The following is a 26271-nucleotide window of genomic DNA, read 5'->3' on the forward strand; positions in this document are numbered from 1 at the left end:
TATACGGGGAGAGGGTAAGGGTGAGGGGCAGCGCAAACGCCGCAGAAGCTCGCACAGCGTCCGTGGTAGCTCAGTATGACCGCGCTCGATCCCAAGTCCTTTCTCATTTCGATCTTCAACGCCGCCGTTGCCGCCGCCGATCCCCAGAGGACGATCAAGGATCATTTGCCCGCAAGGCCGAAGGGACGGACGATCGTCATCGGTGCAGGAAAAGGCTCGGCGCAGATGGCGGCGGCTTTCGAGAAAGTGTGGGACCGGCCGATCGAAGGTTTGGTCGTCACCCGCTACGGCTATGGCGCGGCCTGCCGGCGCATCGAGATCATCGAGGCGGCGCATCCGGTGCCGGATGCCGCGGGGCTGGAGGCCTCGCGACGGCTGCTCGAAAAGGTCCAGGGACTGACTGCGGACGACCTCGTCGTGGCGCTCATTTCGGGCGGCGGCTCGGCGCTGCTGCCGTCACCTGCCGAAGGTCTGACGCTGGCCGATGAGATCGCTGTCAACGAGGCGCTGCTCGCCTCCGGCGTGCCGATCGCCGCGATGAACACCATCCGCAAACATGTTTCCACGATCAAGGGCGGCAGGCTGGCGGCCGCTGCCTATCCAGCCAAGGTGGTGTCGCTGGTGGTCTCCGACATTCCGGGCGATAACCCGGCGCTGGTCGCTTCCGGCCCGACCGTTCCCGATTCCGGCAGCCGCGAAGATGCATTAGCGTCGATCGCCGCCTATGACATGAAACTACCGGCTTCAGTGATGGCGCACATCAATTCGCCGGCCGCCGATGCACCGCGCGTCGATGATCCGCGTTTTTCGCGCAACGAGGTACATCTGATCGCCTCGGCCGGCGTATCGCTGGAAGCGGCTGCGGCCGAAGCCAGGTACCAAGGTATCGAAGCGGTCATTCTCTCCGATTCCATCGAGGGCGAGGCGCGTGAGGTCGGCGGCGTCCACGCTGCAATCGCGCGCGAAGTGGCGACGCGCAACCGGCCATTCGCAAAACCGGTGCTGATCCTGTCGGGCGGCGAGACGACCGTGACCTTGCGCGCGAAAGGCAAAGGCGGCCGCAACTCGGAATTCCTGCTCGCCTTCGCCATTGGGGTCAGCGGCATGGCGGGCGTCCACGCACTGGCCGCCGACACCGACGGCATTGACGGTTCGGAAGACAATGCCGGCGCCTTCGCCGACGGCTCGACGGTGTCGCGGATGCATAAGGCGGGCGTCGATGCCAAGGCCATGCTTGCCGGCAACAACGCCTGGACGGCATTCAATGCCGTAGATGACCTTTTCGTACCCGGTCCGACCGGCACAAACGTCAACGATCTCCGGGCGATATTGATCAAATAGCTCAGGCGGCCATCAGCTTTTTCACCGCTCTCATATCCTGCAGGAACCGGTCGCGTTCTGCCTGCTTGTCCGCCGGCTCGCGAATGCGCAGGATGAAGGACGGGTGGATGGTGACGAAGACACGCAAGCCATCGTCGCGCTCCACGACGGCCCCGCGCATCTTCATGATCGGCACCACCTTGCCAAGCAGCGCCTGCGCCGCCGTTGCGCCGAGCGCCACCGCCAGATTGGGCTTGATCAGATCGATTTCCTTGTCGAGCCACCAGCGGCAAGCCTGCACCTCGCCGGCGTTCGGCTTGGAGTGGATGCGCCGCTTGCCGCGCGGCTCGAACTTGAAATGCTTGACCGCGTTGGTGACGTAGACTTTCAGCCGATCGACGCCGGCATCGTCCAGGATCGCGTCGAACACCTTGCCCGCCGGACCGACGAAGGGCTTGCCCGCCAGGTCCTCCTGGTCGCCCGGCTGTTCGCCGACGAAGATCACCTTGGCTTTATCAGGGCCCTCACCGAACACGGTCTGCGTGGCGTCGTGCCAGAGCGGACAGCGGCGGCAGATCTTGGCCGTTTCGCGCAGTTCAGGAATCGTCCTGGCGTCGATTTCTGTCGTTTCCGGAGACTTGCTTGCAGGCAAGCGTCTTGCCTGCACTTTGGCATGGTGCGGCGTCGGGGTTGTCTGCATCCTGGCCATCATGACTAAGGCGGCCTTGCTCGCTCGCTGCAATCAGACACGCAATGAGCAAAGCCCGCCGAAGGTTCCGTTGAAATTATTCCGCATGGGCCTTCACCGGCGGATGGCCGACGATGCGATGCCCTACACCTCGTGCAGATAGAGGTGATAATCCAGTTCGCTGACCGTGCGCGCCACGCGCAGATATTCCGATTGCTTGATCGCCACGAACGTCCGGTGCAGGTCTTCGCCCAATGCGCCCTTGAGGAAACTCGACGCCCTTGCCGCCTCGATCGCGGCGCGCCAGTCGACCGGCATCGTCGTGCGCGTGACGGCCGATTCGTAGCCATTGCCGGTGGTTTCGGGACCGGGATCGAGGCCTTCGTCGAGGCCCTTGACGACACCGGCCAGCACCGTTGCCGCCACTAGGTAAGGATTCGCGTCGACGCCCGATGGCCGGTGCTCGATGCGGCGGTTCTTGGCATCGCCGGCCGGCACACGCAGTGCCACCGAACGGTTGTTGACGCCCCAGGTCGGCGCCACCGGCGCATAGGATTGCGAGACGAAGCGCCGCCATGAATTGGCATGCGGCGCGAAGACCAGCATCGATTCCGCCATCGTCTGGATCAGTCCGCCGAGGCCGCGCAGCAGCGGCAGCGACCAGCTTTCGCCGCCGGTTTCGGCAAAGACATTCTTGCCGGCATCGTCCAGCAGCGAGACATGAAAATGCATGCCCGAGCCGGCATATTTCTCGATCGGCTTGGCCATGAAGCAAGCGGTGACACCATGACGGCGCGCCTGCGCCCGCACCAGTCGCTTGAGCATCACGAGATCGTCGGCCGCCCGCATCACATCCTTGCGGTAGTTGAGCGTCAGCTCGTACTGGCCGGGCGCATATTCCGAGATGACCGTCTCGGCCGGGATGCCTTGCACCTTGGCTGCGGCGTAGATGTCGGAAAACAGCGGCTCCATGCCGTGCAGATGGTCGACGGAATAGACCTCCGTCTTGGCCGAGCGGCGTCCGTCAAGCACCGCGTGCGCCGGCTGCACCTTGCCTTCGGCGTCGCGCTCGTTGGCGAGCAGGAAGAATTCGAGCTCGAAGGCGCCGGCCGGATGCAGGCCCTTGGCCGCGAGGATGTCTACCTGGCGGGCGAGTGCCAGCCGCGGGTCGGACGACATCGGCTGGCCATCGAGATGGTACATCGCCATCAGCACCTGGCCGCGCGGCGGCTGGGTGCCGAACAGCGGCACCAGTGTGCCGGGGATCGGCCACGCCCGCAGGTCGCCGTCGCCCGTCGTCCAGATCAGCCCGGTCTCGTGAACATCCTCGCCGGTGATGTCGAGGCCGAGGATCGAGATCGGCATGTGCCGGCCCCCCTCGAAGATGCTCATCAATTCATGCCGGCGCACGATCTTGCCGCGCCCGACGCCATTGGCGTCGGTCAGCACGATGTCGAACGCTTCGATCTCGGGATGAGCGTCGAGAAAGGCCTGCGCCTCGGCGGGCGTCGAGCCCGAAGGGGATGCCGTGACCAGGTTCAAACTTTGCTTGGGCGCTTGTTTCATGCCGCAAGCTTGTCTCACGCCGTAAGCTTTGCCGCAACCGCGCCGAAGGCAGTGATCAGCCGGTTCACCTGGGCGGCGCTGGTCGCAGGAGAGATCAGCATCATGTTGTGGAAGGGTGCGATCAGCACGCCGCGATTGACCAGCGCGACATGGATTGCCGCCTCGAGCTCCGGCACGTGCGCAGCTTCCGCTTCGCCGCCGTTCCTCAGCGGGCCCGGCGCGCAGATGAACTCGACACGGGCACCGACGCGAGCAACATGCCAGGGCAGACGATAGCGATCGATGACGGCGGTCAGCCCGGCGTCGAGCCGCCGCGCCAGATGGTCCATATGGCTGTAGTTCTCGTCGGTCATGACGTATTCGAGCGTGGCGCGCATCGCTGCGAATTGCAGCGGATTGGCCGACAGCGTTGTCCCCATGCCGGAGTAGCCGGGCTCTTTCCGGCTGATATAAGCGGCATAGCGGGCCGCAACGTCTTCGCTCATGCCCCAGACGCTCGCCGGTACGCCGCCGGCAATCGGCTTGCCCAGCACGAACAGGTCCGGCTCCAGCCCGTATTTGCTTGAATAGCCGCCGGGACCGGTCGAGATTGTATGCGTCTCGTCGATTAGAAGCAGCGTGCCGGTCGCACGGGTGAGACGCCGCAAACCATCATGAAAGCCGGCTTCGGGCAGCACCATGCAGGAATTGGTCAGCACCGGCTCGGCGATGACGCAGGCGACATCGTTGCCCCGGAGTGCCGCGTCGAGCGCCGGCAGATCGTTGAACTCGACGACATCAGTCGCCCGCGTCAGGTCGCGGAACTCGCCGGCCAGTCCCGGTCGATTCACCGCTTTCCCGGCGACCAGCCGCACCATCGTCTCGTCGACCGAGCCATGATAGCAGCCGTTGAAGACCAGTATCTTCTCCCGGCCGGTAACGGCGCGGGCAACCCGCAGCGCGAAGCGGTTGGCATCGGTCGCCGTCGTCGCGATCTGCCACGACAGCAAACCGAAGCGCTGCTGCAGCAACGGCCCGATGGCGAGCGCGTTCTCGGCAGGCAGCATGTAGGTCAGGCCGCGTCCGGCCTGCCTGCGGATGGCGCGTGCGACCGGCGGCGGCGAATGGCCGAACATCGAACCGGTGTCGCCAAGGCAGAAATCGTCGAGCCGGTTGCCGTCGATATCTCTGATGATGGCGCCCCTGGCCCTATCGACGAGGATCGGGAACGGCGTCGGCCAGTCGTTCATCCAATGCATCGGCACGCCGCCGAAGAAGCCGGGCAGGCCATTGCCGATTTTCGCCATCGATTTTGGCCGCGCCCGGCGGAAGACTTCTGCTTCGGTCGCGCGCAACTCGGCGATCCGGGCCGGGCCGATGCCGCCGATGGAAGTCTTTGAATGGTTCATGACGTTCATGGCGGCCCTCTCAGTCGCACTTTAGACAATCGGCATCCGCCACCGCAATTGGCCGGGCGGCTGCCCTGTGTTGGGTCAGCGGTCGTTTGAATGAAAACAGGCGCTTGACCGCGAGCCGCCTTCGGGCGCCAATGGTATTTCGGCTGGAGGGGATAAGATGTTGCGGGCGATCGTCTGCGCAGCAACGCTGCTGTCGTCGGTTGGTGCGGCTCTGGCGTCCGGCGGCATCTGGTGTTCCGCCGAGGATGCAGCCGTCAAATTTCAGGTCGGTGCCGGGGTCACCAGAGGCATGGGCGGGCCGACCTTCAATTTTAGCGGCGAGCTCGAGATTCTGGGCAGGCCGGCTGGCGACAGTCTGCGCAAGACGGTGTTCGAGGATCAGAACCTCACGCAATATTGGCTCGACAACAAGGAATTGCGGCTGCTCGTCTACCACGAACGGCAGGTCGAAAACGCCTACGGCTATGTCGAACTGGCGATCCTGACCAAGGCCAGCGAGGAAGGCGTCTATGACGGTCGCTATTTGCTCTCAATCTATGATGTAACGGCCGATGCCGAAAAGGACGGCAAGCAGGCTGAATTGACCGGCAAAGTATCTTGCGGAGCCGAGTAAATAACAGGCTACGCCGAAATATCGATGACGCCGCAGTCGCCCGCAGCGCTGCCAAAGGCGACGCGGCGCTCTTCCTTGTCCCACATCATCGAAGTGACGGCGCCCTTGCCCGGCCGGCGCAACAGCACTTCCTTGGCGTCGGCGAAGCGCACCGCCATCACCATCCCGTCATCATAGCCGATAGCAACGACGTCCTGGCTCGGGTGGCAGGCGACCGTGGTCACCATGGAGCTGCCGCGCGTGCCGAGTTCCAGCGGCGCCTTGCCCATCGGCCCGTCTTTGCCGGAAAACGGCCAGACGATCGCCGCCGGCGCGCCGGAACTCGCCAGCCATTTGCCCTTGGCGCTCCACGACAGGCTTTTCACCTTGCCGGGGTAGCCGGACATGCGCATGTGCTTGCCGTCGGCGAGCTTCCAGCCATGCAGCGCGTTTTCCTGCATGGTGGTGACGACGAAGCCGCCGTCCGGCGAGAAGGTGATGCCGGTGTGGGCGCCGGCCCATTCGAGCTCGACCGGCTTGCCGTCGGCAGCCGGGAAGTGCAGCGTCGCGCCATTGTAGCGGGCAACGCCGAAGCGCATGCCCTTGGGCGAGAAGGCCAGCCCCTCGACCGAGCGCGGATGCGAGAATTCCCTGGTCTTGCCGTCGGCAAACCGCACATAGGCAATCTTGCCCGAAGCATAGGCAACAGCGCCTTGCGGCCCGGCGGCGACGCTGGTTATCCATTTTTTGCCTGCGGTCGCCAATTCCGTTGTATTGCCGCCTGGGGTCACGGCAAAGATCCTGCCGTCCTCACCACCGGTGATCAGTCGGTCGTTTGCCGCATCATGGAAGGCGGCGAGCATTCCGTCATTGGCCTGCACCGTCTTGTGGCCATGGTCGAGCCGATGGATTGTGCCGTCAGCCAGCGCAAAATGCGGCACGTCGCCGAGAAACACGGCGGCGAGGCAGTGGCCTTCGAGATCGAGCGGGGCGACTGTCGGCATGAGAGATCATTCCGTTCGAGATTTCTGCTTGTCATCTAACCCGCCGGACTCCGCCTTCTCCCCTTGTGGGAGAAGGTGGATTGGCGCGCAGCGCCAAGACGGATGAGGGGTGCTGGACGGAGTGCCGTCCTTGCCAAGCTGGAACACCCCTCATCCGACCGAGCTTTCGCTCGGCCACCTTCTCCCACAAGGGGAGAAGGAGAGAAGGGGCAGCGCTAGCGCTATAAAGTCCGGAAATCAAGCGGCCTGGCAGGCCTCGAAGCTTGTCTTCAGTCGCTCGGCGTCGAGTTCGCGGCCGATGAACACCAGCCGGCTCTCGTGCTTCTCGTCGTCCTTCCAGGCGCGCTGGTGGTCGCCCTCGATGATCATGTGCACACCTTGGATGACATAGCGCTCGTCATCGCCTTTCAGCGCAATGATCCCTTTCAGCCGCAGGATGTTCGGGCCTTCCATCTGGGTGACCTTCTCGATCCACGGGAAGAACTTTTTCGGGTCCATCTCGCCGCCGCGCAGCGACACCGACTGCACAGTCACGTCATGGATGTCGGAAGGGTGCGCATGATGATGCCCGTCATGATCGTGGTGATCATGGCCGTCGTGATCATGGTGATGGTGGTCATGATCATGATCATGATGGTCGTGATCGTCATGCGCCTCGAGGAAATGCGGATCGTTCTCCAGCGCCCGGGACAGGTCGAACGCACCGCGATCGAGCACCTCGGACAGCGCCACGCTGGCGCGTGTGGTGCGATGGATTCGTGCCGCCGGGTTGATGGCGCGGATCGTCGCCTCCACCTTGCTCAGCTCTTTGGGGGTGACCAGATCGGTCTTGTTGAGTACGACGACATCGGCAAAGGCGATCTGGTCCTCGGCCTCTCGGGAATCCTTCAGACGCAGCGGCAGGTGCTTGGCGTCGACCAGCGCCACCACCGCATCGAGCCTGGTCTTGGAACGCACGTCGTCGTCCATGAAGAAGGTCTGCGCCACCGGCACGGGATCGGCGAGGCCTGTGGTCTCGACGAGGATGGCGTCGAAGCGGCCAGGCCTGCGCATCAGGCCTTCGACGACGCGGATCAGGTCGCCGCGCACGGTGCAGCAGACGCAGCCATTGTTCATCTCGTAGATTTCCTCGTCGGATTCCACGATCAGCTCGTTGTCGATGCCGATCTCGCCGAATTCATTGACGATGACGGCGTAGCGCTTGCCATGGTTTTCCGAAAGGATGCGGTTGAGCAGTGTCGTCTTGCCGGCGCCGAGATAGCCGGTGAGGACGGTTACGGGGATCTGCGTCTGTGCGTCGCTCATATTGTGCCTCGAATAGGGATTGTCGGCTCCATATAGGATGTGTGCTCGGCTTTTGCACGAGGCAAACCGGTGGGCCAAAGAGGGCTGGTATTGCCGAACTTTCCTCACATTACCGAACTTTCATTGGCGCCGCCTGACAGCGGGCCCTAGATAGGCGGGGTCATTTACGGAGCTGTTCGCGTTGAAGAGGCGCCAGATGTCCGACAAGTCCTTGCCACTAAGCCGTCGGCAGGCGCTCGGTCTCGTTGCGGTTACCGCTGGCGGCATATTCCTGCCTGCCGGTGCAAGGGCCGGGCAGGTTTCGCGCTATGCCGGGCTTGCTTTGTTCGAAGCCGGTGCCGGCGTCTGCGCCATCACGCCCGAGGTCACCGAAGGGCCGTTCTATTTCGACCCGAAGCTCGAACGCGCCGATATCACCGAGGGCAAGAAGGGCATCGCCCTCAATGTGCGGCTGCAAATCGTCGACGCCGCCTGCCGGCCGCTTTCCGGCGCACGCGTCGATATCTGGCATTGCGATGCCCAGGGCACCTATTCCGGCTATCCCGGACAGGGCGACGGGCAGGATATCGACACGTCCGGCCAGAGCTTTCTCCGCGGCTGGCAGAGAACCGATGAAAGCGGCATCGCTTCTTTCGCCACCATCTATCCCGGCTGGTATCGCGGCCGCACCACCCACATCCATTTCAAGATCTTCCCCGACGACCGCTCGATGATGACCGGCCAGATGTTCTTCCCCGACAGCCTCAGCGAGCAGATATTCGCCACCGTCGCGCCCTATAAAGATCGCCCCGGCAAACGCGATACATCGAACGCGCGGGACGGCATTGCGCGGCAGGCCGGGCCGCTGTCGCAGGCAGCGCTGCGGGAAATGGCGGACGCCTATCAGGCGTTGATGGTGGTCGCGGTGAAAGCCGGTTGAGAACGCCTCGTCACGTCCCCATCCAGCCATTGCGGAAAGTCGTTTGTCATCTAACTGAAATAAACATCTGGCATTAGCCACGGCGAACACCGCGAAGCTTGCCGGCAAAGCTATTTTCCCAGCCGGAATGTTTTCGATCGTCATTGCCAATCGGCGGCCTGCTTCTATGCTGTCCGCACCGGTTCGGCCGAGGAGGGATGAGCATGGCCAAGGCGGACAAGACTGCAACAATGAGCCGGCTGCATTCGGCGGCGCGGCTGGCGCGCACGGCGCTCGCCGCCCGGCTTCTGGCGCATGGTTTCTATGCCGGCCAGGACCAGATCATGCTGGCGCTCGACCGCGAGGACGGGCAGACGCCCGGCAACCTTGCCGGCCGCCTCGGCGTGCGTCCGCCGACCATCACCAAGACCATCAACCGGCTGCAGGCGCAGGGCTTTCTGGAGAAGCGGGCCTCGTCCGCCGATGCCCGCCAGGCGCATATTTTCCTCACCGACACCGGCCGCGAAATCATCCACGCCATCGAGAAATCGGTGAAGAAGACCGAAAAGCAGGCATTGAAGGGTCTCGACAAGAAGGATCAGAAAGCGCTGTTCAAGCTGCTTGCCCGTGTCGAGGCGAACCTTTCGAACGGCGAAATGGTGCTCCCCGATGACGAACTCGATATCGAGGACAAGATCCTTGAATAAGGTCACGCGTTCGCCGCTGACGGCCGTCGCGTCAGTGCCGACCAGCGTCCCGGTGTGACGCCGAACGCCTTTTTGAAATGCCGATTGAAATGGCTTTGGTCACTGAAGCCGGCTGCGATGGCGATTTGCGCCAGTGGCTCGTCGGCTTCGATCATCCGACGGGCTCGTTGAAGCCGGCGCATCAACAGGAACCGGTGCGGGCTGGTGGAGAAGGTGGCGCGGAAATGCCGCGACAGGGCATAACGGTCCAATCCGGTTATCGCCTCCAATTCGTCTGAACGTACAATCCGCGCGACATTTTCCTCCAGATAGTCGCGCGCCAGGCTGGCGGCGCGCCACGCCGTTTTCGCTACCGGTTTCGTCGGCTGACCGGCGTGCCGGGCCAGGCTTTGCATAAGCTGCGTCATGAAATCGACGACAAACAGCTCGTCCAGTTCCTGATTCAACGGCCCGAGCGCGGAAAGCAGCGTCGCCCGGAGATCGCGGTCTGTCACCACGGCATTCCCGACGAATGGCAGTGATCCGCCGCCGAGACAATCGAGCATCAGGGACGGCTCCAAATAGAGCATTCTGTATCGCAAGCCGTCTTCGGTACCGGCACCGCCATCGTGCAGTTCGTCGGGATGAAGGATAATGATCTGGCCAGGCAGGCTCTGATGCGTTTGGCCGCGATAGCGGAAGCGCTGCACGCCATAAAGCGTCACCCCGATCGCATAGGTGTCGTGGCGATGGAGATCGAAGGCGTTGCCGTGGAACCGGGCCTCGATGCGTTCCATGCCGGCAGCACGGGGTGCCGGTACGATGCAGTTTTCGGCTGCATCCACGCACAAACGTCCAAGACCCTGAAAGGCTTCCCCGTCTAGACCGTGCGGCATCGCTTCTCTCGCAGCCTCGGATTGGCCCCCTTTCGGATTGGAAACTGTCGCATGTTCGATACGAAATTTGCAATCGTGCTCAAGGATGATCTTCCCGTCTGGCAAAAGCTCAATGTCACCGCCTTTCTGACCAGCGGCATCGTCGCGCAATTTCCCGACATTATCGGCGACCCCTACCGTGATCGCGCCGGCAATATCTACAACCCGCTGTCGATCCAGCCGGTCATCGTGCTTTCGGCGGACGGCCAGACGCTCGGCGCGATCCAGCGGCGGGCGCTGGAGCGTGGTGTGACGGTTTCGCTCTATGTCGAGGAAATGTTTTCGACCGGGTATGATCTGGCCAACCGCGCCGTCTTTGCCGAATTTGCGCCGGAGGATGCCAAGGTGGTCGGCATCGCGCTTCGCGCCGAAAAGAAGCTCGTCGACAAGATCACCAAGGGCGCCCGCATGCACGCCTGAGTCGTCGGCCACTAGGTCGGCCGCTGGGAAACAAACTGAGCCTGTCGGCGGCTGTCGTTGTGCCAGCCTGTTTTGGCTTGCCCGCAGGCGACAATTGCCGCATTGGTGAGGGACCGCCTTGCTTCCCGTCCGGCCTGAAATTGAATGCTCCCCCAAGACATGACGAAAGCGCGACATCGCCGGCGGCGATCCTGTGCATGCTTTCCGTCTATGTGTTTTTCACCTTCCTCGACACCAGCAGCAAGTACCTTGTGCTGGCCGGCGTCTCGGCGCTGATCGTCGGCTGGGCCCGCTTCGCGGTCCATGTGCTGATCGTCGGCGTCTTTCTGCGTGGATGGCGCGAGCCGCTGCGCTTTCGTCCCGCCAACCTGCCGGCGCATCTCACGCGCGGTCTGCTCCTGTTCGGATCGACGATATGCAACATTCTCGCGCTGCGGACGCTGCAGCTGGCGGAAACCACCTCGATCTACTTCTTCGGCCCAATGGTGATCACTGCGCTTGCCGGTCCGTTGCTCGGCGAATGGGCAGGCTGGCGGCGCTGGCTGGCGATCATGAGCGGCTTTGTCGGCGTCCTCATCATCACCCGGCCGGGCATCGGAGTTTTTGGCGTCGGCCATCTCTTTGCGCTCGGCTCGATGCTATCGAACAGTTTCTACGTCATCATGACGCGCCGCATGTCGGCGACGGAAACCTCGGAAAGCCTCATTCTGTTTTCGGCGCTGGCGCCGGCCGTGCTGCTGCTGCCGACACTGCCGTTTTCGCTTTCGTTGCCGCAGGATGGCTGGCACTGGTTCATATTGCTGATGCTGGGCGTCTTCGGCGCCATCGGCCATTGGCTTCTTGTGCAGGCCTATCGCCTTGCCACCACCACGGCCCTGGCTCCCTATCCCTATTCGCAGATGATCTGGATGATCATCTCCGGCCTGATCGTCTTCAACCAGTTTCCCGATCGCTGGACGCTGGTCGGTGCCACAGTCATCGTCGCCAGCGGCCTCTACATCGTTCACCGCGAGCACCGGCTTCGCTTGCGCAACCGCGCGACGCTGGACGCGGAGGCGGAAGCGCTGGCAAAAAAACTTTGATTTGCGCGGGATCGATGGCATAAGAGCCGGCCTTTAAACAGTTTAAATTGCTTCGGGAGCGCAGGGCGCTGGCACAGAAGATCAAGCTTTCCACCATCGCGGATGCGCTCGGCGTGTCCACGGCCACGGTCTCGCTGGCCTTGCGCGACAGCCCGCTGGTCGCCGGCGGCACCCGCGATCGCATCAAGGAACATGCCCGCGCCATCGGCTATATCTACAACCGCCGCGCCGCCAGCCTGCGCACCTCGCGTTCGGGCATTGTCGGCGTCGTCGTCCATGACATCATGAACCCGTTCTTTGCCGAGATATTGCGTTCGATCGAGAGCGAACTCGACCGCAGCCGGCAAACCTTCATCCTGTCGAACCACTACGACCAACTCGAGAAACAACGCACCTTCATCGACACGCTTCTGCAACTCGGCGCCGACGGCGTCATCATGTCACCGGCCATCGGCACGCCGCCCGAAGACATAATCATGGCCGAGGAGAACGGTCTCCCGGCAGTGCTGATTGCACGCACCGTCGAAGGTGCCGACGTGCCGGTGTTTCGCGGCGACGATGCCTATGGCACCGGGCTTGCTACCAATCATCTGATCTCGCTTGGCCACAAGCGCATCGCAATGATCGGCGGTACCGACCAGACCTCGACCGGCCGCGACCGCTATCAGGGATATGTCAACGCCATGGAGGCGGCAGGGCTTGAGGTCAGGCCGTCCTGGCGCATCGCCGGCCCGCGCACCAAGCAGGCCGGCTTCGAGGCTGCCGGGCAGTTCCTGGCGCTGAAGGACAGGCCGACCGCGGCCTGCTGCTGGAATGACCTCGTCGCCATCGGCCTGATGAACGGCATCGCGCGCGCTGGTCTGGTGCCGGGCATCGACATCTCCGTTACCGGCTATGACGACCTCGAGGAGGCGGCGATCGCGACGCCTGCGCTAACCACCGTCTGGAACGGCCAGCGCGAGGTTGGCCGCCGCGCCGCCAGCGCGCTGCTCGACAAACTCAACGGACAGACGGTGCGGCCGTCGCAGGAACTGATCAAGCCGGAACTGCATGTGCGCCAGTCGACCGGCAAACCGGTGGAACGTGCATGACAAAAACCAAACAGCAAGCTGTCGCCATTCTGGTGCCGGGCCAGTTCAACGATCATGCGGTCGGCCGCATCGACGGGGTGTTCAGCCGCGTCCGGATCGAACGCGCCGATCCGTCGCTGGTCACCGACGAGATGCGTCATACGGTGCGCGGCATCGCCGCCTTTGGCGGCATAAGCTCCGCGTTGATGGACGCGCTGCCAAAGCTCGAGATCATCGCCAATTTCGGCGTCGGCTATGATTCGGTCGATGTCCGCCACGCCGCACAGCGCGGCATCATGGTCACCAACACACCGGATGTGCTGACCGAAGAGGTCGCCGATACGGCGCTCGGCCTGTTGATCAATACCATCCGCGAACTGCCGCGCGCCGAGGCCTGGCTACGCGACGGAAGCTGGCTGCGCAACGGCAACTATCCGCTGAGCCGGCTGACCTTGCGCGGGCGCCATGTCGGTATCTTTGGCATGGGCCGCATCGGCCTCGCCATTGCCCGCCGGCTCGACGCTTTTGGGCTGCCCATTGCCTATCACAACCGGCGCCGACTCGAAGGCCTGTCCTATGACTATCACCCGACGCTGAAAGGTCTCGCCGAGGCGGTCGACACACTGATCTCGGTGGCGCCCGGTGGGGCTTCGACGGAAAAGGCCGTCAATGCCGAAATCCTCTCGGCTCTTGGGCCGAACGGCGTCTTTGTCAACATCGGCCGGGGCAGCACGGTCGACGAACCAGCCCTTGCCGCCGCACTTGCCAGCGGCAGCATCGCCGCTGCCGGGCTAGACGTCTTTGCCGACGAGCCGAATGTGCCAACGGCGTTGCTTGCCGCGCCCAACACCTCGCTTTTGCCACATGTCGGCTCGGCCTCGCAGCACACCCGCCGCGCCATGGCGGACCTGTGCGTCGAAAATCTGGTCTCGTGGTTTTCGCAGCGCAAGGCGCTGACGCCGGTGCCGGAGACGGCAAATGTCAAGGCAAGGCCGTAAGCGGGCTGCCATATCTATTAACTTCAGCTTAACCCTTCGGAATCATTCTGGTCCCTTCGCAGTGTATGTCCGCCTGATAGGACATGACAGCAAGATGAAGCGCGCCTCCCTGATCTCTTCGAACCGGCGCGCTTGAAATGCGCGGAGAACCAGGATGAAGACGCTTCCTGCATTGATGGCAGTCGCTGTGCTGTTCGGCAGCGCCCAGCTGTTTTACGCCGGTAGCGGTGAAAGCCGTGCGGCCAGTGAGTCACCGCCTTCATCCGGCAACTACAGGCTGGTAGCCCATGGCAACGAGGGGTCTTGTGCGGTCAGCCGGGGCGCCGAGATTTCGCAAGGCCTGTCGCTGTTGACGGTCGCAGCAAATTGCCGCCGGGTGTTGCCCGGCGTCGAGCAGGCGAAGTTCTGGCGAGAGCAGGATGACGGCACGGTCACCTTCAGCGCCAACGGCACCGATCCGATCGTCATGTTCTCAGTCGCCGACGGCGATGGTTACGAATCCTACGCGCCGGCGCTGCCGCTGCTGACGCTGGCGTCGGCCGGCAACTAGCGAGCGCGGCAGGACTATTCCGCGGCTGCGCGCGCACCCGATTTCGCCGCCTGATGCAGGCGCACCGCATCGCCGAATGCGCGAAATATCTTTACCGAGATACTGTCCGATTTGACCCAGTATTCGGGATGCCACTGGACGCCGACGGCGAAAGCCCGTGCATCGCGCACCGAAACCGCCTCGACAGTGCCGTCGGCGGCGACCGCTTCGACCTGCAGCTTTGGGCCAAGCCGGTCGATGGCCTGGCGATGCACCGAATTGACCATGATATCGCCGGCGCCGAAGACCCCGGCCAGGCAGCTGCCGGGTTTTATCGCCACGCTCTGGCGGATGGCGAAGCGTTCGTCCTGATTGTCGCTTGCCGGCGCACGATGATCGAGCGAACGGGCGCGTTCCTGGATTTCGGTGGCCAGCGTGCCACCCAGCGCCACATTCATCTCCTGGATGCCGCGGCAGATGGCGAGCAATGGCACCCCGCGCTCCACCGCCCGGCGGATCAGCGGCAACGTCGTCGCGTCGCGGGCGGAGTCGTAAGGACCATTGGCTTCGCTGGCGTCACCGCCATAGAGCGAGGGATGAACGTTCGATTTGGAGCCGGTGACCATGACGCCGTCGACGGCGGAAAGCAGTTCGTCGAAGTCGAGCCGGTCGCCGAAGGACGGTACCAGCAGCGGGAACACGCCTGCACCCGAAAGCGCCGCTTCGAGATATTGCTGTGGCGCGGCATGCCAGGTGTAATTGTCGAACTGGCGGACATCGGTCGATACGGCGACGAGCGGCTGGTGCATTTGGTCCGGATCCCATCGGGTGCAACGAATTATCTGCCTGCAAAATAGGCGATCCGAAGGCGCATTTCCATGGCAAGTTTCGGCGTGTCGCGTAGGCCAGTTAATCGACCTTAGACTATAGTTGCAAGATCTGGCCCAACGCCGTGAATTTCCCCGAAATGCGCCGCTCAAACCGGGCTACCGTGCTGGACTCGACTCCTTGCCTGTGTATTGTCGGCTCGAAGCCGATCCGGGCGCCGAAGTGTCCCGAATGTCGGTCAGTGGATCCAAAAGGGAGGAACTTCATGGATCGTCGTTCGTTCATCCGCAAGGCCGGCACCACCGGTTTCGGCGCTGCGGCCGCTGCCGCGACACTTGCTGCGCCGGCCATCGCCCAGTCCAATCCGAAAGTGACCTGGCGACTGGCGTCGTCCTTCCCGAAGTCGCTCGATACGATCTATGGCGGCGCCGAAGTGTTTTCCAAGATGCTGTCGGAGGCGACCGACGGCAACTTCCAGGTCCAGGTCTTCGCCTCCGGCGAACTCGTTCCCGGCCTGCAGGCCGCCGATGCCACCACAGCCGGCACGGTCGAGGCCTGCCATACCGTGGCATACTATTACTGGGGCAAGGACCCGACGTGGGCGCTGGGAGCGGCGGTTCCGTTTTCGCTCAACGCGCGCGGCATCAACGCCTGGCACTATCATGGCGGCGGCATCGATCTGTTCAACGAGTTCCTGGCGACGCAGGGTCTGTTTGGGCTGCCGGGCGGCAATACCGGCGTGCAGATGGGCGGCTGGTTCCGCAAGGAGATCAAAACGGTCGCCGACCTTTCCGGCCTCAAGATGCGTATCGGTGGTTTTGCCGGCAAAGTGGTGCAAAGGCTCGGCGTGGTTCCTCAGCAGATCGCCGGTGGCGACATTTATCCGGCGCTGGAAAAAGGCACGATCGATGCCGCCGAATGGGTCGGCCCTTATGACGACGAGAAGCTCGGCTTCTACAAGGTTGCGCCCTATTACTACTATCCCGGCTGGTGGGAAGGTGGACCGACCGTCCATCTGATGTTCAACAAGGCGAAATACGACGAACTTTCGCCGGCTTACAAGTCGCTGGTGCATACTGCCGCTCAAGCGGCCGACGCCAACATGCTGCAGAAATACGACTATCTCAATCCGGCGGCGGTTAAGCGGCTGGTTGCCGGCGGTGCCAAGTTGAGCCCGTTCAGCCAGGAGATCATGGCCGCCTGTTTCGAAAAGGCCAACGAAGTCTATGCCGAGATGGAAGCCTCGAATGCGCCGTTCAAGAAGATCTGGGATTCGATCAAGGCGTTCCGCAAGGAGCATTATCTCTGGGCGCAGGTGGCCGAGTACAACTATGACACCTTCATGATGGTCCAGCAGCGCAATGCCAAGCTCTGATCCTGTTGCTTCGCGGCGCCAGTGTTCCTTCCGGAACACTGGCGCCGTAGCGCATTCATTTGCGATCAGCCGGGCACCACCACGACCTTGACCTCGCCTGGCGCCGGCGGGTTGGCAATGATCGCCACCGCCTCGTCGAGGCTGACTTGTCGTGATATCAGCCGATCTACTTCGATCGTCCCCGAGGCGATAAGATTGGCGGCCCGGCGATGGGTAAAGGGGTTGAGGAAGGAACCCAGGACCTTCAACTCACGGAACAGCAGATCGAACGGTTCGAACGCCACTTTCATGCCTTGCGGCATCACGCCGACGACGACGACGGTGCCGCCCGCTTTGGCCAGCCGCATCGCCTGCTCAACAGTGTCTTTCACGCCGGCGCATTCGAACACCACGTCGACGCCGCCCGGCATCAAACCCGACCGGCCGACGATCGCATCGATGACATCGAAGGCGCTGGGATCGAGCGTCGCCGTTGCGCCAAATTGCTCGGCAAGAGCCCGCCGCGAGGCCTGACGGGTCGACAAGATAATGGTCGTCGCACCGGCGAGCTTTGCCAGTTGAACGGTGAGCAGGCCGATCACGCCGCCGCCGAGCACCGCGACCGACGAGCCTGGTTTGATCGCGGCAAGGTCCACGCCATGCAGGCAGCAGCCGAGCGGCTCGCAGAAAGCACCATGCGTAGGCTTCAGATCGCCTGGCAAGACGAAGGCCTGTTTCTGTGGCAGGACAAGATATTCGGCAAAGCCGCCATCGCGATGGATACCGATGGCGCGTAGATTGCCGCAGAGATTGACCCGGCCGGCCTGACAATGCTCGCATCGGCCACAGGCAATGTTGGGATCGCCGGTGACGCGGTCGCCGACGGAAAAGCCGGATACGGCAGGTCCGACCGCCTCGACAATGCCGGAGAATTCATGCCCGAGCGTCACCGGCGGCGTGCACGGGAATTCACCATGGAAAAGATGCCTGTCGGTGCCGCAGACGCCGCACGCCTCGATGCGCACCAGCAGATCGTTCGGCCCGGCGGTCGGTTTCTCGACCTCGCACACGGCGAGGCTGCCCACTCGCTCCAACCGAACCGCCTTCATGGCTGCCGGGCCCTCCTCAGTTGAAACTCGGTGGTTGCGACAGATCGATTGCCGGCGCCGCCGGTTTCGCGGGCGGCTTTTCGTCGAAGCTCGGCGGCTGCGACAAATCCGGTGTGGAAGGTGAGGCCGGGGCAGTGCCGCCGTTGGCCGGCGGCGTGCCAAGCGGCGACAAGCCGATGCCAGGCGTTTCCGGCACCTGGTAGTTGATGGTGCCAGGATCGACGACAGTGCCTTTGTAGTGCATCACCATCTGCGGGAAGGCGATGGTCAGGCCGATCATGATCACCTGGATGCAGACGAAGGGCACTGCGCCCCAATAGATCTGCCCTGTGGTGACCGGCGCGATCTGCTTGCCGGTGAGTCGGTCGAGATAGGGCACGCGCGCGGCGACCGAGCGCAGATAAAACAGCGCGAAGCCGAAGGGCGGATGCATGAAGGAGGTCTGCATGTTGACGCCCAAAAGCACGCCAAACCAGATCAGGTCGATGCCGAGTTTGTCAGCCGCTGGCGCCAAAAGCGGCACGATGATGAAGGCAAGCTCGAAAAAGTCGAGGAAGAAGGCGAGCACGAAGACGAGGATGTTGACGCCAATCAGGAAACCGACTTCACCGCCCGGCAGCGACGTCAACAGGTGCTCGACCCAGATGTGGCCATTGACGCCGTAGAAGGTCAGCGAGAACACCCGCGCGCCGATCAGGATGAACAGAACGAAGGACGACAGCCTGGTCGTCGAGGCCAGCGCCTGCTTGACCACGTCGAGCGACAGCCGCCCCTTCATCGCCGCCATTGCCAGCGCGCCGACGGCGCCCATGGCGCCGCCTTCCGTCGGCGTGGCGATGCCAAGGAAGATGGTGCCTAGCACCAGGAAGATCAGCGCCAGCGGCGGGATCAGCACGATGATCACCTGCTGTGCCAGTCTGGACATCAGGTTGATCTTCAGGCGCTGGTCGACGATCGCCACGACATAGATGAAGATGACGCCCATGGTGGCGCCGAGGATATCGGCGTTGCCGCCATGGTTCGGCGCAAGGTAGCGATACGCCGCATAGGAAACCACCACCGCCGCCAGCAGCGCCGCCAGCAGCGACAGCACGCCGTGGCCGAGCGTGCGGGCCTCCAGCGGCAGGGCCGGCATCGACTTCGGCCGGAAGATCGACATCAGCAGGATGTAGAGCATGTAGATGCCGGTCAAAATGAGTCCGGGGATCAGCGCTCCCTTATACATATCGCCGACCGAGCGGCCGAGCTGGTCGGCCAGGACGATCAGCACCAGTGACGGCGGGATGATCTGGGCGAGCGTCCCGGACGCGGCAATGACGCCGGATGCCAGCCGCCGGTCGTAGCCGTAGCGCAGCATGATCGGCAGCGAAATCAGACCCATGGCAATGACGGAGGCCGCCACCACGCCGGTCGTCGCGGCGAGCAGCGCGCCGACGAAAATCACGGCATAGGCGAGGCCACCACGGACCGGTCCGAACAACTGGCCGATCGTATCGAGCAGGTCTTCGGCCATGCCGGATCGTTCGAGCACGATGCCCATGAAGGTGAAGAACGGGATCGCCAGCAGCGTATCGTTCGACATCACCCGGCTGCCATAGAAATTATCCGGCAACGCGTGCAGCAACGGCCAGGCGAGATTGATCGAGCCGCCCGAATAGGGCGACAGAAGCACGCCGATGAAGAAGAACATCAGGCCGTTGGCGGCGAGCGAGAAGGCGACGGGGTAGCCGATCAGCAGGAAGACGACCAGCGAGGCGAACATGATCGGCGCCATGTTCTGGGCGATGAACTCGATCACGAGCGCACCTCTTCGGCGAGCGCCTTGGCTTCGAGTTCGGCCTGCTCATGCGCCGATATGAACGGAGTGGGATCGTCCATCTGACCGCGCATGATGGCGATTTTCTTGATGATTTCGGAAATGCCCTGCAGCGCGAGCAGAAAAAAGCCGACCAGCAGGATCGCCTTCGCCGGCCAGATGATCAGCCCGCCGGAATTGTTCGACATCTCCCCGCTGCGATACGACAGCGACACATAGGGAACGAAATAGACCACCATCAACGTCACGAACGGCATCAGGAAGAAGACGTGACCGAAAAGGTCGATCCAGTGCTGCACGCGGCGCGAGAACATGCCGTAGACGATATCGATGCGGATATGGTCGTTCTGCTTCAGCGTGTAGGCGGCGGCCAGCATGAAGGCGGCGCCGAACAGATACCATTGCAATTCCAGCCAGGCGTTCGAGGACATGTCGAACACCTTGCGGATGACGGCGTTGGCGGCGCTTACCAGGATCGCCAGCAGGATCAGCCACGAAACCCATTTGCCGATGAATTCGTTCAAACGGTCAATGGTTCTGGAAAGAGCGAGAAGCCCTGCCATGCATTCCTCCCTTGTGTCAGAGCGCGGCGGTTCACTGTCCGTCGCGTCGCTGTGGACCAACGGTATGCAGTGCGTGGTCCGGCGGGTCAACACGGGACAGCCCGCATAAACACAGTTGTGAGATGACGGGCGGCAAAATGCTGCCGCGTCCTTTGCATGTCCAAGGACATGCGGCGCTTTCACCCAAGCAAAGTCGGGTGCGGCTCAGGCGATCTTCTGTTGGTCGCGGCCGGCGCCGATCAGCACAAGCATGGCGACGAGGAACAGGTACATCCAGCCGTCCCGCCATTCGAGCGGAAAATAGCCGGCCCATAGCGATTCGGCCATGCCGAAAGCGGCGGCGCCCAGTGCCGCCCGCAAAGGCGAAAGATAGCCGCCCACTGCGGTCACGAACAGGATTTTCAACCCGTAGACCAACCCTGTGCCGAAGCTGATGTTGCCGTAGTAGAAGGCGGCGAGCACGCCGGCCAGTGCCGCGCAAAGGCCGCCGAAAAGCACCGCACGCCGAAACACCGCACGGACATCGACGCCGCACATCGCAGCCGCCTTGGGATCGTCGGATACGGCGCGCCAGCTCCGGCCGAAGCTCGAATATGCGAAGCCCCAGGCAGCCAGCGCTATGGCCGCCAGTACGGCGGCGCAATCGAGCAATTGGATCAGCGTCAACGTCGCCTTGAAGCTGGCATTCTGCGCGAAGACGATGGTCTGGGCCAGCATTGGCGGCAACCATAGGTCATGGGTATCGGCGGCGATGCGGCTGGCTTCCGACAAGACCAGCAATATGCCGAGCGTCGTCACCACGATGGCGTTGGGCGAGCGGTCGGCCAGCGGTTCGAAGATACTTCGGGACAGGACATGGCTGAGCAGCGCCGCATAAAGGAATGCCGCAGCTACGCCGAGCGCGACCGACGCAAACAGCGTCAGCCACAGCGCCTGATAGCCGAACGCCGCGGTGAGGATCATCGTATGCCCGCAAAAGGCGAACAGCGCGCCATAGGCAAGATTGGTACGGTGCAGGATGCCGTTGGTCAGCACGTAGCCGAAGGCAAGCAATGCGTAGAGCGCGCCCGAATGCAGCCCGTTCAGAACCTGCTGGAAGAAATAGAGCATGCAAGACCCTCTATGCATGCCCCGCAATCGGGGCAGAGGTTTGGGACGAACGATATTCTCAGTACGGCGATCGCCTCAGTGAGCGTTGCACCCGGAATCTAACTTGTCAAACGCGAGTTATCAGTTAGATTCGCCATATGACGGTATCCTGGACTCCGCACCGCTTTACCGGTGGCATGCTGGCGCTCGATACGGCGAACACCGTCGTTTTGCGGAACGATCCGAAGAAAACTTTCGACCGTTTCGACGATCCGGCCGAGATCGCCCGCTTTGCCGAAGCCGCGAGTGCCTTTCGCGCCGCCGAGCTCGGCGGCAGGCGGCTCGTAGCGCCGGCGCCTGAAAAGATCGCACCGGTGGTGCTGTCGATCCGGGAGACGACCGATCGGCTGTTTCGCGGCGCGGTATCGAAAGGTGCGATCGCGACCGGCGATATGCCGAAATTCTTGGAGGCCTGCGCCGATGGCCTCGCTCATAGCCGCACCGAAATCGGCACGCCTGGAAAACCGTTCGGTGATCCGGCGACGCCGATTGCCTTTGAGGCCGCGCTTGCGGTCTCGGCGTTGTCGCTGCTGCGTAGCGACACCATCGCCAGGCTGCGGATATGTCCGAACTGCAGCTGGCTGTTTGTCGACAAAAGCCGCAATTCCAGCCGCCTCTGGTGCGACATGGCGGTGTGCGGCAACCGCCAGAAGGCAAACCGACATTATCGCCGCCGGACCGCGGCCAGGGAGGTCACCAATGTCTAGAAGATTCTCACGCGCGATGATTGTCGTCGCGGCGTTGTTCGCGGCGGCCGCGCTCGGCGCCTGCCGTGATTCCGGCAAGGACCAGCTGTTCGCCATTTCCGGGAAGCTGTTCGAGTTCAACTACCGGCTGGGTATCGCCACCTATGTCATCACCCTCAATCCGCTGCGGCCGGTGGGTGAGGGGCAGGTCGCTGTGGTCTCCTTCCAGAACCCGGCCGGTGGTGATCCGATCATCGTCACCCAGAAAATATGGCCGAAGCTGCCGCATGTGACGCTTACCAGCCCGCCGCTTACCTGCGTTGTCAAGGACAAGCCCTATGCGGTGTCGATCCGCATCGAGGATTCCAGCGGCAAGTTGCTGCAGAGTTTCGCGACCACTCTGACGTCCTCGCTCGACCAGTCGGTCCTGCCCGACCGGCCTCTGGTGGTCGGGCCAGTCTACGAGCTCAACAAGGACTTGGCCGGCCATGTCGACGGCAAGCTGCCCGGTGAACCGAAGCCCAGTTGCCCAAAGGCTGCATGATGCATCACCAGCGGCACTGAGCGCCGCCGGAATTTTTCATGCTCGGCCATCCTCCCCGACAGGCGTTTCGTGGCGCCACACGGCCGCGCACGGATCGTTTGTTGCGGACCGCCTGGCACCTTCGATTTTGTTTGACCTCCCCGGCAAGGGAAGAAAGACTGTGGGCACTCGACTCCGACGTTGGCCGCGCACCTCCAGGCGCGGCCTCCGCACAGGAAATGCCTGATGACGCTGCACAATGTCGCGCTCGACGACAAGTTCGACCTGGCAAAGGAGCGGATCTTCCTGTCGGGTGCCCAGGCAGTCATCCGCATGCTTCTGATGCAGCGCGAGCGCGACCGCCGGGCTGGCCTGAACACCGCCGGTTTCGTCTCCGGCTATCGCGGCTCGCCGCTCGGCGGCCTCGACATGCAGCTGTGGAAGGCCAGGAACCAGCTCGCGCAGTCGGACATCGTCTTCCAGCCCGGTCTCAACGAGGAGCTTGCCGCCACCGCCTGCTGGGGCTCGCAGCAGGCCGAATTGCTGGGCGAGGGTACCCATGACGGCGTTTTTTCGGTCTGGTATGGCAAGGGTCCGGGCGTCGACCGCTCCGGCGACGTGTTCCGCCACGCCAATCTCGCCGGGTCGTCAAAACATGGCGGCGTGCTGGCTCTGATGGGTGACGACCACATGGCCGAATCCTCGACCAACGCGCATGCCACCGAGTTCCTGTTCGTCGACACCATGGTGCCGATCCTTAATCCGGCCGGCGTCCAGGAGATCATCGACTACGGCCTCTACGGCTTTGCCATGTCGCGTTTTGCCGGCACCTGGGCGGCGATCAAATGCGTCAAGGACAACATCGAATCGACAGCCTCTGTCGATGCCGCGCTCGACCGGCTAGATATCGTCATCCCGGACTTCGACATGCCGCCCGGCGGCCTCAACATCCGTAACGAGATCGACATGCTCGGCCAGGAGGAGCGGTTGCATGAATACAAGCGCGCCGCCGCTTCAGCGTTCATCCACGCCAATGGGCTGAATCGGATCGTCTATTCGGGCGGCACCAGCGCCAGGCTTGGCATCGTCACCATCGGCAAGAGTTATCTCGATGTTCGCCAGGCGCTGGAGGATATCGGCGTCGACGAAGCGGCCGCCAGTCGTATCGGTATCAGGCTGTTCAAGGTCGGTTGCCCGTGGCCGCTCGACCTGCAACACATCGCCGACTTTGCTCGCGGCCTCGATACCATCGTCGTCGTCGAGGAGAAACGCTCGCTGATCGAGGTGCAACTGCGCGAGAACCTTTACGGCACCGCGACGCAGCCGGTCATCGTCGGCAAGAAGGACGAGCGCGGCGACTGGCTGTTCCCGGCCAAGGGCGCGCTCGACCCCAACGATATTGCCATCGCGCTCGGCGAGAGGATTTTGCGAACGATCGGCCCGTCGGAAGAAATCGCCGCGCGGGTGGCGAAGTTGCGCCAGTTCCAGGCGATGCTGGCCGACACGTCAGACATCGCCTCGCGCACGCCCTTCTTCTGCTCCGGCTGCCCACACAATTCCTCGACCAAGGTGCCGGACGGCTCGCTCGCCGCCGCCGGAATCGGCTGTCATTTCATGGCGCTGTGGATGGACCGCAACACCGTCGGCTTCACCGCCATGGGCGGCGAGGGCGCGCAGTGGGTCGGCCAGGCGCCGTTCTCGAAGCGCGAGCACATCTTCCAGAATCTGGGCGATGGCACTTACAACCACTCGGGTGTGCTGGCGATCCGCTTCGCGCTGTCGACCGACGCCAACATCACCTACAAGATCCTCTACAATGACGCCGTCGCGATGACCGGCGGGCAGCCGCACGAGGGCGGCCTGACGGTGGACATGATCGCAAGACAGGTGCGCGCCGAGGGCGTGGAGCGCATCGCCATCGTCACTGACGAGCCGGACAAATATACCGGCAAGGTGGAATTTCCCGCCGGCGCCACCATCCATCACCGCGACGACCTCGATCTCGTCCAGCGCGAGTTGCGTTCGGTCAAAGGCGTCTCGGTGCTGCTCTACGACCAGACCTGCGCCGCCGAGAAGCGTCGCCGCCGCAAGCGCGGCACGTTCCCCGATCCGGACAAGCGTATCTTCATCAACGAACTGGTCTGCGAAGGCTGCGGCGATTGCGGCGTGCAGTCGAATTGCGTCTCGATCCAGCCGGTCGAGACCGAATTCGGCCGCAAGCGCAAGATCGACCAGTCGAGTTGCAACAAGGACTTCTCTTGCGCCAACGGCTTCTGCCCCTCCTTCGTCACCGTTCATGGCGCCAAAATCAGGAAAGCCGAAGGCATAGCCGGCGCGGCCGACCCGCTCGCGGGGGTGCCGGCGCCGGCGCAATTTACGCTCGGTGAACAAGGCTGGGCGGCGATCATCGACGGTGTCGGCGGCACCGGCGTCGTCACAATAGGCGCGGTGCTCGGCATGGCCGCGCACCTGGAAGGCAAGGGCTGCGGCATGATCGACATGGCCGGCCTCGCCCAGAAGGGCGGCTCGGTGTTCACCCATGTCCGCATCGCCCGCACGCCGGACGACATCCACGCCATTCGGGTATCGGCCGGCAAGGCCGATCTCGTGCTCGGCTGCGATCTCGTCGTTTCGGGTGCCAAGAAGGTGTTGGCCGCGGTGTGCGAAGGCCATACCATCTTCCTCGCCAACACTGCCGAGATCATGCCGGGCGAGTTCGCCCGTTCGGCCGATTTCTCGCTGCCCGTCGAGCGGCTGAAGAAAGCGATAAGAACGGCCGCGGGCGACGACAGGACGCATTTCTTCGACGCTACCCGCACCGCCACTGCGCTGTTCGGCAGCTCGCTTGGTGCCAACATGTTCATGCTCGGATTCGCCTTCCAGCATGGCGGCTTGCCGCTGTCGGCGGAGGCGGTCGAGAAGGCGATCGAGCTCAACGGCGAGGCGGTAGCGATGAATGTCGCGGCATTTCGCTGGGGCCGCCGCGCCGCCCACCAGCCGGATTTCGTCCGCAGCCTTCTCGCCCAGCCGGGCAAGGCCACGCAGCATGCCGCCATTGCCGAGACGCTGGACGATATCATTGCTCGCCGCGTCGCCTTCCTGACCGCCTACCAGAACGCCGCCTATGGCAAGCGCTATGCCGACAGACTGGCGGCGCTGCGCAAGGCCGAAACCAATGCTGTGCCCGGGTCGACCGTGGTGACCGAGGCTGCCGCAAAGAACCTGTTCAAGCTGATGGCGATCAAGGACGAATACGAGGTGGCGCGGCTTTATACGGACGGCTCCTTTGCCGCAGAGCTCGCAAAGCAGTTCCAGAGCTACGGCAAGCTTGAATTCCATCTCGCACCGCCGATCATGGGCAGGCGCGGCAGTGACGGGAAGCCGAAGAAATCGAGCTTTGGCCCGTGGATGATGAACGGGTTCCGCCTGCTGGCGGCGATGAAGGGCCTGCGCGGCACCGCTTTCGACCTGTTCGGCTACAGCGCCGAGAGGCGTATGGAGCGGCAGTTTCTTGCCCTCTATGAAGCCGACCTGGAGCTTGTCGCCGGCGCGCTGGCGCCGGGCAAGATCGAGGTTGCTGCCGCGCTTGTTTCGGTACCGGCGCTCATCCGCGGCTTTGGCCACGTCAAGCAGGCCAGTGCCGAAAAAGCCGCCGGCGAACGCCAGCGTCTGCTCGACCGCCTCTCGACGGCGCCGCTGCGGCCGCAACTTCAAGCCGCCGAATAATTCAGCGCCGTGATACGCCTTGTTTAC

At 63.1% G+C, this 26271-nt stretch carries 24 protein-coding genes; 13 read left to right on the top strand and 11 right to left on the bottom strand.

Translation table 11 applies throughout. From position 1 onward, the window contains the following. Positions 1-75 precede the first annotated feature (75 nt). Complete coding sequence (locus NKH16_RS07410; RefSeq protein ID WP_352898868.1) at positions 76-1341, top strand: glycerate kinase type-2 family protein; 1266 nt, start codon at positions 76-78, stop codon at positions 1339-1341. Between the two features lies 1 nt (position 1342). On the opposite strand, the gene NKH16_RS07415 is transcribed toward NKH16_RS07410, so the two are convergent. The 3 genes from NKH16_RS07415 to NKH16_RS07425 all read right to left on the bottom strand — a co-directional run bounded on the left by NKH16_RS07415 (position 1343) and on the right by NKH16_RS07425 (position 4971). Continuing rightward, complete coding sequence (locus NKH16_RS07415) at positions 1343-2020, bottom strand: UdgX family uracil-DNA binding protein (RefSeq protein ID WP_023676234.1); 678 nt, start codon at positions 2018-2020, stop codon at positions 1343-1345. Between the two features lie 132 nt (positions 2021-2152). Beyond that, positions 2153-3574 carry a glutamine synthetase family protein gene (locus NKH16_RS07420; RefSeq protein ID WP_352454740.1) on the bottom strand — a complete coding sequence of 474 codons (1422 nt, stop codon included), beginning with the start codon at positions 3572-3574 and terminating at the stop codon, positions 2153-2155. A gap of 14 nt (positions 3575-3588) precedes the next feature. Continuing rightward, positions 3589-4971, bottom strand: coding sequence for an aspartate aminotransferase family protein (locus tag NKH16_RS07425; protein ID WP_352452223.1), 1383 nt, complete (start codon positions 4969-4971; stop codon positions 3589-3591). A 157-nt stretch (positions 4972-5128) separates the two neighbouring features. Between NKH16_RS07425 and NKH16_RS07430 the strand changes: the two genes are divergently transcribed. Continuing rightward, complete coding sequence (locus NKH16_RS07430; protein ID WP_352681511.1) at positions 5129-5584, top strand: hypothetical protein; 456 nt, start codon at positions 5129-5131, stop codon at positions 5582-5584. An 8-nt stretch (positions 5585-5592) separates the two neighbouring features. On the opposite strand, the gene NKH16_RS07435 is transcribed toward NKH16_RS07430, so the two are convergent. Beyond that, entirely contained in the window at positions 5593-6567 is a 975-nt protein-coding gene (locus NKH16_RS07435; protein WP_352745820.1) for a WD40 repeat domain-containing protein, read from the bottom strand. Positions 6568-6804: 237 nt separating this feature from the next. After that, positions 6805-7872, bottom strand: a complete 1068-nt coding sequence (locus tag NKH16_RS07440) for a CobW family GTP-binding protein (protein ID WP_352745823.1) — start codon at positions 7870-7872, stop codon at positions 6805-6807. A 196-nt stretch (positions 7873-8068) separates the two neighbouring features. Between NKH16_RS07440 and NKH16_RS07445 the strand changes: the two genes are divergently transcribed. Together NKH16_RS07445 and NKH16_RS07450 are read left to right on the top strand one after the other, a co-directional pair. After that, entirely contained in the window at positions 8069-8791 is a 723-nt protein-coding gene (locus NKH16_RS07445) for an intradiol ring-cleavage dioxygenase (protein ID WP_352745826.1), read from the top strand. 203 nt (positions 8792-8994) lie between these two features. After that, positions 8995-9477, top strand: a complete 483-nt coding sequence (locus tag NKH16_RS07450) for a MarR family winged helix-turn-helix transcriptional regulator (RefSeq protein WP_352454736.1) — start codon at positions 8995-8997, stop codon at positions 9475-9477. A 2-nt stretch (positions 9478-9479) separates the two neighbouring features. Here the strand turns inward: NKH16_RS07450 and NKH16_RS07455 are convergent, their stop codons facing one another. Then, a complete protein-coding gene (locus tag NKH16_RS07455; protein WP_352745879.1) occupies positions 9480-10352 on the bottom strand; it encodes an AraC family transcriptional regulator in 873 nt (290 codons plus the stop codon). 51 nt (positions 10353-10403) lie between these two features. On the opposite strand from NKH16_RS07455, the gene NKH16_RS07460 reads away from it, so the two are divergent. The 5 genes from NKH16_RS07460 to NKH16_RS07480 all read left to right on the top strand — a co-directional run bounded on the left by NKH16_RS07460 (position 10404) and on the right by NKH16_RS07480 (position 14511). Beyond that, entirely contained in the window at positions 10404-10811 is a 408-nt protein-coding gene (locus NKH16_RS07460; RefSeq protein ID WP_254816031.1) for a DUF2000 family protein, read from the top strand. Between the two features lie 197 nt (positions 10812-11008). Then, a complete protein-coding gene (locus NKH16_RS07465) occupies positions 11009-11893 on the top strand; it encodes a DMT family transporter (RefSeq protein WP_352898873.1) in 885 nt (294 codons plus the stop codon). A gap of 68 nt (positions 11894-11961) precedes the next feature. Then, on the top strand, positions 11962-12984 hold the full coding sequence (locus tag NKH16_RS07470) for a LacI family DNA-binding transcriptional regulator (RefSeq protein ID WP_023676245.1): 1023 nt from the start codon (positions 11962-11964) through the stop codon (positions 12982-12984). Then, the gene (locus tag NKH16_RS07475; RefSeq protein ID WP_352745829.1) at positions 12981-13961 is read left to right on the top strand and encodes a 2-hydroxyacid dehydrogenase; all 981 of its coding nucleotides are present in this window, start codon (positions 12981-12983) and stop codon (positions 13959-13961) included. Before NKH16_RS07470 ends, NKH16_RS07475 begins: the two co-directional genes overlap by 4 nt. A gap of 154 nt (positions 13962-14115) precedes the next feature. Then, positions 14116-14511, top strand: a complete 396-nt coding sequence (locus NKH16_RS07480; RefSeq protein ID WP_352898875.1) for a hypothetical protein — start codon at positions 14116-14118, stop codon at positions 14509-14511. Between the two features lie 14 nt (positions 14512-14525). On the opposite strand, the gene NKH16_RS07485 is transcribed toward NKH16_RS07480, so the two are convergent. After that, the gene (locus NKH16_RS07485) at positions 14526-15299 is read right to left on the bottom strand and encodes a gamma-glutamyl-gamma-aminobutyrate hydrolase family protein (protein ID WP_352745834.1); all 774 of its coding nucleotides are present in this window, start codon (positions 15297-15299) and stop codon (positions 14526-14528) included. 284 nt (positions 15300-15583) lie between these two features. On the opposite strand from NKH16_RS07485, the gene NKH16_RS07490 reads away from it, so the two are divergent. After that, positions 15584-16693 (top strand): TRAP transporter substrate-binding protein, encoded by a 1110-nt coding sequence (locus NKH16_RS07490; protein WP_352540376.1) that lies wholly within the window; start codon positions 15584-15586, stop codon positions 16691-16693. A gap of 65 nt (positions 16694-16758) precedes the next feature. Here the strand turns inward: NKH16_RS07490 and NKH16_RS07495 are convergent, their stop codons facing one another. From NKH16_RS07495 to NKH16_RS07510, 4 genes are all read right to left on the bottom strand, one after another. Next, on the bottom strand, positions 16759-17781 hold the full coding sequence (locus NKH16_RS07495; RefSeq protein WP_352452212.1) for a zinc-dependent alcohol dehydrogenase family protein: 1023 nt from the start codon (positions 17779-17781) through the stop codon (positions 16759-16761). A gap of 16 nt (positions 17782-17797) precedes the next feature. Then, positions 17798-19576, bottom strand: coding sequence for a TRAP transporter large permease (locus NKH16_RS07500; RefSeq protein ID WP_352454837.1), 1779 nt, complete (start codon positions 19574-19576; stop codon positions 17798-17800). Continuing rightward, positions 19576-20160 carry a TRAP transporter small permease subunit gene (locus NKH16_RS07505; protein WP_352452211.1) on the bottom strand — a complete coding sequence of 195 codons (585 nt, stop codon included), beginning with the start codon at positions 20158-20160 and terminating at the stop codon, positions 19576-19578. The genes NKH16_RS07500 and NKH16_RS07505 overlap by 1 nt, the downstream gene beginning before the upstream one ends. Before the next feature lie 204 nt (positions 20161-20364). Continuing rightward, a complete protein-coding gene (locus tag NKH16_RS07510) occupies positions 20365-21270 on the bottom strand; it encodes a branched-chain amino acid ABC transporter permease (protein ID WP_023676253.1) in 906 nt (301 codons plus the stop codon). 137 nt (positions 21271-21407) lie between these two features. Between NKH16_RS07510 and NKH16_RS07515 the strand changes: the two genes are divergently transcribed. The 3 genes from NKH16_RS07515 to NKH16_RS07525 all read left to right on the top strand — a co-directional run bounded on the left by NKH16_RS07515 (position 21408) and on the right by NKH16_RS07525 (position 26244). Beyond that, entirely contained in the window at positions 21408-22016 is a 609-nt protein-coding gene (locus tag NKH16_RS07515) for a CGNR zinc finger domain-containing protein (RefSeq protein WP_352454730.1), read from the top strand. Continuing rightward, positions 22009-22539 (top strand): hypothetical protein, encoded by a 531-nt coding sequence (locus tag NKH16_RS07520; RefSeq protein ID WP_352452209.1) that lies wholly within the window; start codon positions 22009-22011, stop codon positions 22537-22539. Before NKH16_RS07515 ends, NKH16_RS07520 begins: the two co-directional genes overlap by 8 nt. 225 nt (positions 22540-22764) lie before the next feature. Beyond that, entirely contained in the window at positions 22765-26244 is a 3480-nt protein-coding gene (locus tag NKH16_RS07525) for an indolepyruvate ferredoxin oxidoreductase family protein (protein ID WP_352898879.1), read from the top strand. Positions 26245-26271 lie beyond the last annotated feature (27 nt).

Origin of the sequence: Mesorhizobium sp. M1307 (genome assembly GCF_040318155.1) — a bacterium.
Classification (GTDB): domain Bacteria; phylum Pseudomonadota; class Alphaproteobacteria; order Rhizobiales; family Rhizobiaceae; genus Mesorhizobium.